This window comes from Peribacillus sp. V2I11 (assembly GCF_030817135.1).
Lineage (GTDB): Bacteria > Bacillota > Bacilli > Bacillales > DSM-1321 > Peribacillus > Peribacillus simplex.
Genome location: NZ_JAUSYW010000002.1, coordinates 233,899 through 247,719 on the forward strand (window position 1 = coordinate 233,899; position 13,821 = coordinate 247,719).

The window sequence follows — 13,821 nt, forward strand, 5'->3', positions numbered from 1 at the left end:
ATCTAATGTTTCCTTTCGTCGACAGGATTAATCATAAAACTTAAACCATAGTTTAAGTCAACAAAAATCACAAAAAAAATTTTCCCAGTCTCCAGTTAACCTACAAAGGAACTATTCTTAGTTTTTTAATAAATATTGTGAAATGGTGAACTTAAAGTAACGGGTGCTTTACCTATGCTTCCGCCTATTCCAAATATAGTCAGTAAGTTCAATATTGTCCTATCCTTCATATATACACCTCCTATAAATAAGATGCCCTTTTTCAAAAATATTATTAGGGAAACCAAATTCTTAATTTCACTAACAGGGGCGATTCTTACACATGAAGGTCGCCTTATTAAAATTAGATTGTGAAATATTACACTTAAACTATGAATCGTCTACACTTATCTGGACAGAAGTTTAAAGGGCAGATACACTTAACTCACTACAGATAAGGGAGCACTCAAAATGACCAAGCGAGAACGCCGTACGTTCACTTCCGAATTTAAACAACAGATCATTCAACTCTACCAAAATGGGAAAAACCGAAAGGCTCTTATTGAAGAATATGAACTTACTCCTTCTTCTTTAGACCGGTGGATACAACAGAGTGAAAACACAGGTTCTTTTAAAGAAAAAGATAACCGTTCTCCTGAGGAACAAGAACTTATTAAACTACGAAAAGAACTGAAGAAGTTACAGATGGAGAATGATATTTTAAAGCAAGCCGCGCTGATACTAGGACGAAAGTAAATGTAATTAAACGGAACAAAGATAAATACTCGGTATCAGCAATGTGTGGCGTCCTAGAGCTTTCACGGAGCACCTATTACTACGAAGCAAAAGAACGAACCTCAGAAGACGATGTCACAAACGCCATTTTAGACATTTTTGATAAAAACCGTAAGGCGTACGGAACACGTAAGATTAAGGTTGAATTAAAGAAAAGAGGCCTTACGGTCTCCAGAAGGCGAATTGGCCGAATCATGAAAGAACAGGGGCTTGTTTCCTCTTATACAATCGCTCAGTACAAACCGCAAAAGACCTCATGTAACGAATCAGTCCAGGCAAACGAATTAAATCGGGAATTTCTACAAAAAGAAGAGAAAAAAGTAGTGGTAAGCGATTTAACATATGTCAAAGTCAAAAATAAATGGCATTACATATGTGTCTTTGTCGATCTCTTTAATCGTGAAATTATTGGATTTAGCACAGGACCTAACAAGGATGCGAAGCTTGTGGCAAGAGCGTTTGCATCTATCAAAGGGAACCTCCGTGATATTCAGCTCTTCCACACAGATCGAGGGAATGAATTTAAAAACAAGCTGATTGACGAAACGTTAACCATATTTGAGATTGGTCGTTCACTAAGTATGAAAGGTTGCCCTTATGATAACGCTGTCGCGGAAGCGACCTTTAAAATCATTAAGACTGAGTTCGCCAATCAAACAACATTCGCAAGCTTAGATCAGCTAACACTCGAATTTGGAGACTATGTGAACTGGTTTAATAAGCTGCGAATTCATGGAACTTTAGGCTACGTAAGCCCTCTAGAGTTTAAGAAGTTATCCCTTAAAAAAGTTGTTTGATTTAGTGTTGACAATCCAGATTCGCTATAAAAGAATTGGTTGAGCCTCTTGAAGAAGAAGTAATTATAACAAAGAAAGTAAATAGTAGTTTTATTGGAACAAAATTAGAAGAGTTTCTAAAATTAAATGATATCACAACATTAGTAATAACAGGTTTGACTACGCCCCACTGTGTATCAACGACTACAAGAATGAGTGGGAATTTAGGTTTTAATACATACCTTATTTCAGATGCAACTGCAGCATTTGGCATAAAAGACCAAAATGATAACTATTATGATGCCGAGGCTATACATAATATTTCTTTAGCTACCCTATATGACGAGTTCGCTACTATACTTACAACAGAACAATTAGTAAATGAAGTATTTTAAGCTTGTTAAACTAACAGGTGCTTACTTAAAAAAGGGAGGTTGCTCTGGCAATCATCTTATGGAACTAAAGGGGCAGGTTAGCTCAAGAAGAAAACACGTATTTAATGATATAATCATAAAAAATAGGAGTGTTTTAGATGGGTAGATTTATCAATAGGAGATATTATGAAAAGAATACCGTTTTATAATTTTTGGTTTGCTAAGACAAGCATAGCCCTAGCTGATGTCATTTACATTATGGTAATTACCACATTTATATATCAAAAAACTGATTCTGCATTAATGGCTTCATTATTTCCTTTATTCAAAGCCTTGGCTAATTTAATTGCTGGTCTAACATCGCCATTACTTTATAAAAAGTTCACTTTCTCTAAATTACTTGTGAGCCTTCAAGGTTTGAAGGCTTTAATACTTACTTTCTTACTTCTTGGTTTCTTGCCTATAACTAATCATATTTATGTTCTGTTATTATTTATTTTAGTTATATCTTTTATGGAAGGATGGGGAAACCCGTTACTTAATTCTGTTACACCTAAAATTGTACCGATAGAAAATCTTGTGAAAGCTAATAGTTCTCTATCCATCACAACTCAATCTGTTCAAATAGCTGGGTATAGCTTTACAGGTTTTGCTGTAATAAATTGGGGACATAATTCAACTTTGGTTTTTAATGTAGCATTGCTTTGGGTTTCTGTATTGGCTTTATATATTACATCAAAATATTTCATTAATAACGTTGAAGTTCAGGCGGAAAATAAATCCAAGTGGGCACTAATGAATGAAGGATGGGGTATTTTATGGCGTAATCAAACTCTTAGAATGGTTACTTTAATGGATGTTATAGAGGGAATGGCAGGTTCCATTTGGATTGGAGCAATAACATTGGTGTATGTAAAAGAAGCCTTAAACCAAGGAGAGCAATGGTGGGGTTTTATTAATGCAAGTTATTATATTGGTGCTATTTTTGGGGGTATAATAACCTTGTTCATAGCGAAAACAATTCAGAAGCACTTGATATTTAGTATGGCGATTGGTTCGTTATTATTTAGTATTTTCACGTTAATTTATGGGCTGACGAGTATTCCTATACTGGCTCTTCTGCTTTGTGTTGCAATGGGTCCAGCATACCAAATAAGAGATGTAGCTCAACAAACTGCATTTCAAATAAATATTCAAACCGAACATTTACCAAAGGTGTATGCATCCCAAGGTATCCTATTATCCACTGTTACAGGTGTATCCATTTTTCTAATGGGTTTTATTGCTGACTTTGTTGGAGTACGAGCTGTATATATATTCGGTTCAATCCTAATCTTTATTTCTGCTATATTATCTTTTACTTTAGTTAAGGCAAACAAAAAGAAATTTTATACTGTTGATTTTAAATCATAATAAAATGAAGATCACTTTCAACTAACGGGTGCTTAATTCAATAACAGGGGTTGCTACGGCAGCCTTTTTCGTGCGCCCGGCATGGGTGCAATCTATAGGGTGAAAGTCCCGAACCATGAAGGCAGTAGTAGTGGTTAGCTTAATGCAAGGGTGTCCACGGTGACGTGGAATCTGAAGGAAGCAAGCGGCAAACCTCCGGTCTGAGGAACACGAACTTCATATAAGGCTAGGTATCATTGGATGAGTTTGCGAAACAAAACAAAGTCCTTACTGCCGAAGGTGGTACAGAGTAAATGAAGCAGATAGATGGAGGGAAAGATTGCACTCTTACCCGGGGAGGTCTGATGACAGCCAAGTACACTTGGTAACCTGTCCAGTGATGGACAGCTGAATCATCAGAAGTCAGCAGAGGTCATAGTACTTGTCTACTCGAGAAGATAAGGAAGGACCGAACAGATTAAGGAGGATGAATACTAGGCGTTCGTTATCTGCAAAGAAGCAAACAATTCCTAACGGAACTTATTTGAAGGAAGAAGTGGTGAATACACGGGGAACTTCAAAAGGGTGGAGCAGATAAAGGCACAAATAGACCATTTATCCACGTAGAAAGGATATCAACGATGTTAATGGAACAGATACTAGAGAGGGAAAACTTAATACAGGCATTGAAGCGTGTAGAAAGAAATAAGGGAAGCCATGGTGTAGATGGAATGCCGGTTCAAAACCTGAGACCGCACCTCGTAACCGAATGGTACAACATGAAAACTGCCCTTTTACAGGGTACCTATCAACCGCAGCCCGTCCGTCGTATCGAAATCCCGAAACCAAACGGCGGAGTTCGGCTATTGGGTATTCCAACCGTTCTAGACCGTTTCATTCAACAAGCCATTGCCCAAATATTGACCAAGATATATGACTCAACCTTTTCGGAGAATAGCTATGGATTTCGCCCTAACAAACAGGGGCACCAGGCGGTTCGAAAGGCAAAGTCCTATATAACCGAAGGTTATACATGGGTAGTGGATATGGACTTGGAGAAGTTCTTCGATAAAGTGAATCATGACAAGCTCATGGGAATGTTAGAGCGGAAAATTGAAGATAAACGAGTTCTCAAACTGATTCGTAAATTCCTTCAAGCAGGCATTATGATAGGCGGACTTTTTCATAAAAGTGAGGAGGGAACTCCGCAAGGAGGTCCGTTAAGTCCTTTATTATCTAATATCATGTTAGACGAGTTAGATAAAGAACTAGAGAAACGCAATCTTCGATTCGTAAGGTATGCGGATGACAGTACTATCTTTGTGAAGACACGAAAAGCCGCCAAACGTGCAATGGGAAATATCTCAAGCTTCATTGAAAATAAACTGAAGCTAAAGGTCAACTACGAGAAGTCGAAGTATGATCGCCCTTGGAACAGAACGTTTCTCGGTTTTAGTTTCACGAAGTCAAAGAAGAACCCGAAGGTTCTACTGGCTAAACAAACGGTGAAGAGAGTAAAGAAACGAATCAGGGAAATGACCTCGAGAAAATTACCGATACCCATGAAACTCCGAATAAATAAGTTAAAGCAATACCTTAGAGGTTGGATGGGGTATTTCGCCCTCATTGATACTCCGAACGTATTGAAGAATTTAGATTCATGGATTCGAAGAAGACTCAGGATGTGTCTATGGAAGCAATGGAAATTGCCAAGAACGAGGGTGAGGAAACTCAAAGGATTAGGCGTCCCATTTGGAAAAGCATATGAATGGGGAAATAGCAGAAAGGGTTATTGGCGCATAGCGCATAGTCCTATTCTAGACAAAACCCTTAATAATGTTTATTGGCTCCATCATGGGTTAGTAAATCTATATGAACGATATACAAAACTACGTCAGACTTAAACTGAACCGCCGTATACCGAACGGTATGTACGGTGGTGTGAGAGGTCGGAGGCTAGGCGCCTCCTCCTACTCGATTTATGGCACTAACGGGGCAGGTTGTTGAAGAAGGATATTCTATTTTACATATCGTATTTACTTAGTAAGTATAAAAGGAGTGTGTAAAATATGAATCAATACCTGTTAGGGATCTATAAAGGTGAGTTATCGAATCCTCAGCTAAATGAATTAATGGAATATACATCCAAAATATCAAAAATCTCAATAACTACGATATCAATTTCTTCCCCAGAAAATCTGACGTTATTAGTAGGTGAAGAAGAGTCTCAATTATCAACTGGACTTACTGACCAATATTACTTACTAACTAATGAATTACAAAAACTGAATCAATATCAGGATAAGTTTTATTTCGTTTATGATTATAGGAATAGAAAGATAGTAAAAAACCCTACGGTAAGATGTTTTCCTTTAATAAAAATAACAATTAGTGGTACTAAGTTACAAAATCTAATTCAAACAGTTAAAGACATAAAACAAGATGTATTTGCAGGTTTCAAAATAAACTTAGAAGAATCAGATTTACTTTTTGTTGAAGTTCTTCTTTCCTCTCCAATGTTAGAAGTGATTAATAAGGGTGAAAGAATACCTGAATCCTCACAATGCGATAAGCATTATTTATATTTAAGCGAATTAACAGAGTTACTTTCTGATCATACGTTATGTAACTCTGTTCAAACTAAGGCTATAACAGATTAGAGTCATTTAAAAAACAAAGTTTGTGAAGAAATGTACTTAAACTAACGGGTGCGTTAGCTGAAGATCAGAGCTGTCTTTAAGGCAGCTTTTTCGTGCGCCCGGCATGGGTGCAATCTATAGGGTGAAAGTCCCGAACCATGAAGGCAGTAGTAGTGGTTAGCTTAATGCAAGGGTGTCCACGGTGACGTGGAATCTGAAGGAAGCAAGCGGCAAACCTCCGGTCTGAGGAACACGAACTTCATATAAGGCTAGGTATCATTGGATGAGTTTGCGAAACAAAACAAAGTCCTTACTGCCGAAGGTGGTACAGAGTAAATGAAGCAGATAGATGGAGGGAAAGATTGCACTCTTACCCGGGGAGGTCTGATGACAGCCAAGTACACTTGGTAACCTGTCCAGTGATGGACAGCTGAATCATCAGAAGTCAGCAGAGGTCATAGTACTTGTCTACTCGAGAAGATAAGGAAGGACCGAACAGATTAAGGAGGATGAATACTAGGCGTTCGTTATCTGCGAAGAAGCAAACAATTCCTAACGGAACTTATTTGAAGGAAGAAGTGGTGAATACACGGGGAACTTCAAAAGGGCGGAGCAGATAAAGGCACAAATAGACCATTTATCCACGTAGAAAGGATATCAACGATGTTAATGGAACAGATACTAGAGAGGGAAAACTTAATACAGGCATTGAAGCGTGTAGAAAGAAATAAGGGAAGCCATGGTGTAGATGGAATGCCGGTTCAAAACCTGAGACCGCACCTCGTAACCGAATGGTACAACATGAAAACTGCCCTTTTACAGGGTACCTATCAACCGCAGCCCGTCCGTCGTATCGAAATCCCGAAACCAAACGGCGGAGTTCGGCTATTGGGTATTCCAACCGTTCTAGACCGTTTCATTCAACAAGCCATTGCCCAAATATTGACCAAGATATATGACTCATCCTTTTCGGAGAATAGCTATGGATTTCGCCCTAACAAACAAGGGCACCAGGCGGTTCGAAAGGCAAAGTCCTATATAACCGAAGGTTATACATGGGTAGTGGATATGGACTTGGAGAAGTTCTTCGATAAAGTGAATCATGACAAGCTCATGGGAATGTTAGAGCGGGAAATTGAAGATAAACGAGTTCTCAAACTGATTCGAAAATTCCTTCAAGCAGGCATTATGATAGGCGGACTTTTTCATAAAAGTGAGGAGGGAACTCCGCAAGGAGGTCCGTTAAGTCCTTTATTATCTAATATCATGTTAGACGACTTAGATAAAGAACTAGAGAAACGCAATCTTCGATTCGTAAGGTATGCGGATGACAGTACTATCTTTGTGAAGACACGAAAAGCCGCCAAACGTGCAATGGGAAATATCTCAAGCTTCATTGAAAATAAACTGAAGCTAAAGGTCAACTACGAGAAGTCGAAGTATGATCGCCCTTGGAACAGAACGTTTCTCGGTTTTAGTTTCACGAAGTCAAAGAAGAACCCGAAGGTTCTACTGGCTAAACAAACGGTGAAGAGAGTAAAGAAACGAATCAGGGAAATGTCCTCGAGAAAATTACCGATACCCATGAAACTCCGAATAAATAAGTTAAAGCAATACCTTAGAGGTTGGATGGGGTATTTCGCCCTCATTGATACTCCGAACGTATTGAAGAATTTAGATTCATGGATTCGAAGAAGACTCAGGATGTGCCTATGGAAGCAATGGAAATTGCCAAGAACGAGGGTGAGGAAACTCAAAGGATTAGGCGTCCCATTTGGAAAAGCCTATGAATGGGGAAATAGCAGAAAAGGCTATTGGCGCATAGCGCATAGTCCTATTCTAGATAAAACCCTTAATAATGTTTATTGGCTCCATCATGGGTTAGTAAATCTATATGAACGATATACAAAACTACGTCAGACTTAAACTGAACCGCCGTATACCGAACGGTATGTACGGTGGTGTGAGAGGTCGGAGGCTAGGCGCCTCCTCCTACTCGATTTGTGTGCCAGGCATGGCAACTATCTAGGTGGTGAAAGTCCACTGTGGGGGTACACATCGACCAACCACTAAGGAAGCGCAAGGTACTTATCGTGAGGTAAGGGCTGGAGGAAGCGTGGAATAAAATCTTGGCTCGACGAACAGGAATCTGATACTAAGGCTCTATAAAGGGATTAAACTCCAAGACAAGTTAAAGTCCAAAAGATGTGCGTAACTTTATAGAGTAAATCAGGCGAATAAAAGAGGAAAGATAGGTGTCTTACCCTGGGAGGTCTTGCGGATGTACAGAAGTACAGTCGAAAAAGGTTAGTCGCAAGAAGTCAGCAGAAGCCATAGTAATGAAATAATTTCATGAAGGGCTGAACAATTTATAGTGTTTCAACGCCACGAATGCGTAAGTGACGAACTCCGAATGTGTTAATGGTGAAAGTATGAGCGTACCTCAAAGAATAACCAAAATGGAGATATCACTTACTACGTGAGAGGAAAGGAGAAACGAGTGTGGAACTTTTAGAACAAATCCTAAGTAATAAAAATATGAACGAAGCCTACATACGTGTCTATAAAAATAAAGGTGCAAGTGGGGTCGACGGAGTAACAGTCGACGAACTAAAGCAATACCTGAAAGAGAACAAAGATGAACTGCGTCAGCGCATCAGAACAAGAAAATACCAACCACAAGCTGCCTTAAGAGTGGAGATCCCAAAAGAAAATGGAAAGATGCGCAAATTGGGAATACCAACAGTAGTGGATAGAGTCGTTCAACAAGCCATTCATCAAGTTCTCAGTCCACTATTTGAAAAGCAATTCAGTGAATTCAGTTACGGTTTCAGACCAAAAAGAAGTTGTGAAATGGCGATAATTAAAAGCCTGGAGTTTCTGAATGATGAACATGATTGGGTAGTCGACATTGATCTTGAAAGATTCTTCGATACCGTCCATCACGATAAACTCATGAGAATCATATCCAACACAATAAAAGACGGAAATGTCATCTCGTTAATCAGAAAATACTTAGTCAGTGGAGTCATGGTGAATGGAAAATATGAAGACACACCTGTCGGTACTCCGCAAGGAGGTAACCTCAGTCCACTATTAAGTAATATAATGTTAAACGAACTTGATAAGGAACTGGAGAAAAGAGGACTAAGGTTCGTGAGGTATGCACATAACCCTGTCAAGTAGACAATAAAAAAAGAGTATTTTAAGCTGCGGCCTTTTCTCGATATTCAATCGGGGAAAGGCCGTTAAGTTTTTCTTGGAAGCGATCAGTATTATAGAATTCTATATACTCCTGAATAACTACATAAGCTTCCTCTGCTGTTTTTGGGCGTTCCAAATATAACTTCTCTGTTTTTATATGCGAGAAGAAACTTTCTATACACGCGTTATCATGACAATTGCCACGACGAGAGTGGCTTCCTTGAATACCGAGTTCTTTTACCTGCTTTTCGTATGATTTCGTCGTATATTGGAATCCTTGATCAGAGTGAAGAAGGGCACCCTTTTCAAATGACTTGTCCCTTAACTGATTTAACGTATTATGAACCAATTCAAGATCGTTTCGCGTAGAAACTTCCCATGCCACAATTTCATTATTATACAAATCTAAAATGGCAGATAGGTAGACAAACGTGTCTCCAATCCGTACATAGGTTATATCTGTTACTAACTTTTGTAACATGGACTCTGCATAGAACTCACGGTTTAAAACATTTTTAAATACAACGGATCCTCTTCGACCATAGAAAGGGCGTTTCTTTCGAATAATAGATGTAACCCCCAATTCTCTCATCAATCGGCGAACACGCTTATGATTGACAACGATTCCCTCTCTGAATAAAGCTCGGGTCATCCGTTTATATCCGTAGTATGGATGTATCTTATGGATGGCTAATATATGTTCTTTTATCCATAGGTTTTTCTCAAGTCTCAGAGAACGTCTAGACTGAGTCTTCCTCCATTTGTAGTAACCAGCTCTTGAAACTTCACCGATTTTTAATAGCCACGCGAGTGGGTGTGTTTTCCTCAATCCATCAATCACTTTAAACCTTTCGGCTTTCAGGACCATTCCTTCCCATGTAGATTTGGATTGCGCTTTTTTAAATAGTCCACCTGCGCTTTCAGATAAGCATTTTCTTCTTCTACACTAGAAAAATTCTTACGGTTCCATACACCACGTTGGTCTTCAAAAGGCTCATTATTTTGCACTTTCTTTACCCAATTCGCTATTTGCGCATCACTTTTGATACCAAATCGCTCACGAAGCTGACGATATGACCAGCCTTCCTCCAACTTCAAACGAACAACTTCTCGCTTTAATTCTTCTGTATATGTTTGAAAGGTTTGCCCCTTTTTTGCCATAAAAAAATCCCCTCCAAGATAGACTGTTTAAGAGCATTTTATCATGCTCTCTTTTTACTCTGTCTACCTGTAGGGGATAATACCAGTACGCTGATGATGCCCTTATCTTTGTGAAAAGTGAAAAGGCAGCGAACCGAGTAATGAGCACAATCGTGAGATTTATAGAAGAGAAATTAGGCCTGATAGTCAACGTAGAGAAGAGTAGAATCTCACGTCCAAAAGAGTTGAAATTCTTAGGATTTGGGTATTATTACGACACTAATAACAACAACTACAAAGTGAAACCTCATCCAAGTTCTGTACAGAAGTTTCAAAGGAAACTTCGACAACTGACAAAGCGAAATTGGAATGTTCCACTAGACTACCGAATATTGAAATTGAACCAAGTAATAGTTGGATGGGTAAACTACTTCAGAGTGGCAAACATGAAAAAAACGACGGAACGAATAGACACAAAGCTTCGCTCTAGAATTAGGGTCATCATATGGAAACAATGGAAAGTAGCGAAGAAACAAATTAAATCGCTTATTCAACTAGGAATTCCGGAGGAAGAAGCGAAAGGATTAACCTACTGTCGAAAAGGTTACCGATTCATAGGAGTATCCAAAGTCGTCCAAAGAGCAATCTCAAACAAAAGACTAAAGCAGAGGGGAGTCCCCTCTGCTTTAGAACATTATCTAAAAGTACACACTGTGATATAAATTGAAACGCCGTATACGCGAACCGTACGTACGGTGTTGTGAGAGGGGCGAAAATAAACTTATTTTCCCCCTACTCGATTATGAACGGGGCAGGTTAATTGAATAAAGAATAAGGATATTAATGTTAATAATTTAAATTAATGTTAAATTAAGTGTGAAGAGTAATTTTTAAATAATAAATTTGAGGGTGTTTAATATGTTTAGGTTTTTGTTTCAGTTTGGTATAGCATCTATTTTACTTTTAATTTCAACCGTTGCTGCTTTCTATGAAGGTAGTGCAATCGTAGATAATCCTTGGGAATGGAAGTACTCAACACCATTTTCTCAATTTTTATACGGTGAGGTAAATAGTAATAGCTCTATATCACAACTTGACTACTTTATATACGCAGTTAAATTTCAACCCACTTTTCCTATCATTATGGTAATAAGTAGTTTATATTTGTTAATTCTTTTTGGATACCATTTCTTAAAGCCACAGCATAAACGGTTTGCTTATTACTTGTCCTTTTTGGGTGGAGTATTATTCTTACTTAGTTATTTTATTTTTAATTCTCCCACATTTGGTGGTCAAATTTTTTTCTATATTTGGTTAGTGAGTGGTGTATTGTGCATTGTAACTGCTGTAATAATTTATTTTCAGATTTTAAATCGTAACACGAACAAAATTACAAATTAACCTTGGCTTTATTACAGAAAATAGAAAAAATCTTCAAATTGCCTCAGGAGTGGAAGAAACCGAGAGAAAAGGAACGTCTATTTGGATAAAAAATGGTCAGATAAGTAGGGGCAAAAGGTGATTTTTGCTGATTATATATAAATTTTAATGTTATTAAATTTAAGGAGTTTTAATTTCAATGAATTATATAAAGGTTATAATAGGACTAACTTTAGCGTCAACAATGCTGGTAGCTTGTGATAATAAAAAGGATATCGAGCAAGAGATAAGTGCTCCTATCGTACAAGGAAAAGAAGTATATCAAACAAAACTTCCTGTGAAATTTAATATTTCAAGAGAAGCATTAGTGAAAAATATGGATAATCCATTAGATATAAGTGAATTGGAACTGGAATTAATGGAATTATCAATGGATCATTTTTCTCCTAAAAAGCATTCTTTTCAAGAAGGACAATATTTAAATGAAAAAATAATGTATAAATGGCTTGAGAGGAAATCTAAGGAGGAAACAAAGGGATTAAATCCTTCTATTGTTGATACGGGAAATCCACTTAAAGATGAGAAGAAAAGCCCTAAAATATTATCTCATATATTAGAGCAGAATTATCTGAATAAAGACGGGAAAATTGAAGGAATCTCATTAGCTCTTTCGTTAAAGACATATTATTATATAAAGGTTACAGATAGTAAAGGATTGGTCTATACAGATAAAGTAAAAATAGATGAGGATAAGGATAATATAAATGATGTAAAAGAGAGTGGTAAAAAAATAGCAGAAAAAGTGGTAAAACGAATTAGGGATAGTAAGGATATTCCAGATGTTCCGATACTTCTGACTTTATATCAAGAAGAACAAAGAAATAGTGTAATTCCAGGTAATTTTTTAACTGAAACCTATATTCCACAAGGAGAAAATAATATTAAGGAATGGAATGATATAAATCGGAAGTATTATGCCTTTCCTTCAGATGACCTTGAAACTTTAGATAAGTCTACTTCAGATAGTCTTACATATTTCAAAGAAGATATTCAGAAGTATTTTAATAACTTGAAAATTGTAATCAATGGAAAAGCACTTTATTTAAATAAAGATTTAAACGATGTGAAAATTGATATTGAAGCAGCTGGCATATCTCCATCAGAAAGTATAGCTCTTCTTCAATTTACAGAAACTCAAATACTTTCCAGGTTATTCCCAGATCATGTTGCAATTACGGTAAGGCTTATGGATCAAAATAAAGAAAAAGGAATAATGATATGGGATCCTTCTGATAAAAAAGTAACAACACATATATACAAATAAATAGAAGAGGAGGTGAATGAATTCACCTCCTCTTCTATTTATTTATCGTAAAACATAAATTTTTCACATTTTTACCTGATTGAAAGCTATCGGTGCGTTTAAAGTGAAATTCTAATTCTGCTTTATTATTTGAGCCATCTACCTCTCTGACAGGAAATGAGTAACAGTTATCATAAAAGTTGTGAGAACTATCTTTTGCAACTGTTCTAGATGAAGTTCCGTCTTTTTCTTCAACAACTGATATAACTAGGTAATATAGATAATAAGAGGAGTGATTTAATAAATTGGTATAATTGGATAACTCCAACAAACCCATTTGTTGCTTTGATCTTTGGTTCTCATTTTAACTATTTTGTTACATTCAGTATATGGTTTAGTACTAAGAAAAGAAAATTATCTTAATTGCATTATTGTCTGGCTCTTTAACCTTCAATAATTGAAGAAACAGGGCAGCAGTCCTGTATTAACTGAAATACTAAAAAGTATGTGAAGAAATCTACTTAAACTAACGGGTGCGTTAGTTCATTAACAAGGGTTGCTGCGGCAGCCTTTTTCTTATGGCACTAACGGGGCAGGATAGTTTAAGAAGGGATACGAAATATGTGTTTGGTAAAGAGGTTATATTAGGAGGTGCATATGTGAAAAAGGATTATTATAAGGATGAAAGCAGGGGCAACGAGATTGAAGGCAACAATCCCAATATTGTAAACATGGAGTAAATAACGTTTTAGATGAAAACGATACTGATTAGAGTAATTAAAGAAAGGGCACCCAAGGGAAAAGGGTGCTTTTATTATGTTCCGCCTTTAAAGTGTTTA

At 37.2% G+C, this 13,821-nt stretch carries 13 protein-coding genes and 2 pseudogenes; 14 read left to right on the forward strand and 1 reads right to left on the reverse strand.

Annotated features, from left to right (window positions below; genetic code table 11):
• Positions 1-450: 450 nt before the first annotated feature.
• From QFZ73_RS27755 to ltrA (QFZ73_RS27795), 9 genes and pseudogenes are all read left to right on the forward strand, one after another.
• Positions 451-1,571, forward strand: a protein-coding gene (locus QFZ73_RS27755) for an IS3 family transposase (RefSeq protein ID WP_307273811.1) whose coding sequence is annotated in 2 segments (ribosomal slippage) — positions 451-700 and positions 700-1,571 — 1,122 coding nt in all. Because the reading frame shifts where the segments join, the coding sequence is not laid out codon by codon here.
• A gap of 20 nt (positions 1,572-1,591) precedes the next feature.
• Positions 1,592-1,945: pseudogene (locus QFZ73_RS27760) on the forward strand (isochorismatase family protein); the annotation flags it as partial.
• A gap of 165 nt (positions 1,946-2,110) precedes the next feature.
• Complete coding sequence (locus QFZ73_RS27765) at positions 2,111-3,337, forward strand: MFS transporter (protein WP_307273814.1); 1,227 nt, start codon at positions 2,111-2,113, stop codon at positions 3,335-3,337.
• A 421-nt stretch (positions 3,338-3,758) separates the two neighbouring features.
• Positions 3,759-3,914 (forward strand): hypothetical protein, encoded by a 156-nt coding sequence (locus QFZ73_RS27770; RefSeq protein ID WP_307263198.1) that lies wholly within the window; start codon positions 3,759-3,761, stop codon positions 3,912-3,914.
• 43 nt (positions 3,915-3,957) lie between these two features.
• Complete coding sequence (gene ltrA, locus QFZ73_RS27775) at positions 3,958-5,220, forward strand: group II intron reverse transcriptase/maturase (protein ID WP_307267670.1); 1,263 nt, start codon at positions 3,958-3,960, stop codon at positions 5,218-5,220.
• A gap of 165 nt (positions 5,221-5,385) precedes the next feature.
• Complete coding sequence (locus tag QFZ73_RS27780) at positions 5,386-5,976, forward strand: hypothetical protein (protein WP_307273816.1); 591 nt, start codon at positions 5,386-5,388, stop codon at positions 5,974-5,976.
• Between the two features lie 443 nt (positions 5,977-6,419).
• Positions 6,420-6,575 carry a hypothetical protein gene (locus tag QFZ73_RS27785; RefSeq protein WP_307262143.1) on the forward strand — a complete coding sequence of 52 codons (156 nt, stop codon included), beginning with the start codon at positions 6,420-6,422 and terminating at the stop codon, positions 6,573-6,575.
• A 43-nt stretch (positions 6,576-6,618) separates the two neighbouring features.
• The gene (gene ltrA / locus QFZ73_RS27790; RefSeq protein WP_307273671.1) at positions 6,619-7,881 is read left to right on the forward strand and encodes a group II intron reverse transcriptase/maturase; all 1,263 of its coding nucleotides are present in this window, start codon (positions 6,619-6,621) and stop codon (positions 7,879-7,881) included.
• Between the two features lie 576 nt (positions 7,882-8,457).
• Positions 8,458-9,141 (forward strand): group II intron reverse transcriptase/maturase, encoded by a 684-nt coding sequence (gene ltrA / locus QFZ73_RS27795; RefSeq protein WP_373459046.1) that lies wholly within the window; start codon positions 8,458-8,460, stop codon positions 9,139-9,141.
• 19 nt (positions 9,142-9,160) lie between these two features.
• Here the strand turns inward: ltrA (QFZ73_RS27795) and QFZ73_RS27800 are convergent.
• A protein-coding gene (locus QFZ73_RS27800) for an IS3 family transposase (RefSeq protein WP_373458911.1) occupies positions 9,161-10,320 on the reverse strand; the annotation gives its coding sequence in 2 pieces (ribosomal slippage) (positions 9,161-10,062 and positions 10,062-10,320; 1,161 coding nt in all).
• Between the two features lie 92 nt (positions 10,321-10,412).
• On the opposite strand from QFZ73_RS27800, the pseudogene QFZ73_RS27805 reads away from it, so the two are divergent.
• The 5 genes and pseudogenes from QFZ73_RS27805 to QFZ73_RS27825 form a co-directional block, all read left to right on the forward strand.
• Positions 10,413-10,550: pseudogene (locus QFZ73_RS27805) on the forward strand (group II intron reverse transcriptase/maturase); the annotation flags it as partial.
• Entirely contained in the window at positions 10,545-11,021 is a 477-nt protein-coding gene (locus QFZ73_RS27810) for a group II intron maturase-specific domain-containing protein (RefSeq protein ID WP_373459051.1), read from the forward strand. The pseudogene QFZ73_RS27805 and the gene QFZ73_RS27810, both read left to right, overlap by 6 nt.
• Before the next feature lie 196 nt (positions 11,022-11,217).
• The gene (locus tag QFZ73_RS27815) at positions 11,218-11,700 is read left to right on the forward strand and encodes a YjdJ family protein (RefSeq protein ID WP_307273817.1); all 483 of its coding nucleotides are present in this window, start codon (positions 11,218-11,220) and stop codon (positions 11,698-11,700) included.
• A 178-nt stretch (positions 11,701-11,878) separates the two neighbouring features.
• Positions 11,879-13,003, forward strand: a complete 1,125-nt coding sequence (locus QFZ73_RS27820; protein ID WP_307273819.1) for a CamS family sex pheromone protein — start codon at positions 11,879-11,881, stop codon at positions 13,001-13,003.
• A 557-nt stretch (positions 13,004-13,560) separates the two neighbouring features.
• On the forward strand, positions 13,561-13,722 hold the full coding sequence (locus QFZ73_RS27825; protein ID WP_307273822.1) for a hypothetical protein: 162 nt from the start codon (positions 13,561-13,563) through the stop codon (positions 13,720-13,722).
• The last annotated feature ends 99 nt before the right edge of the window (positions 13,723-13,821 follow it).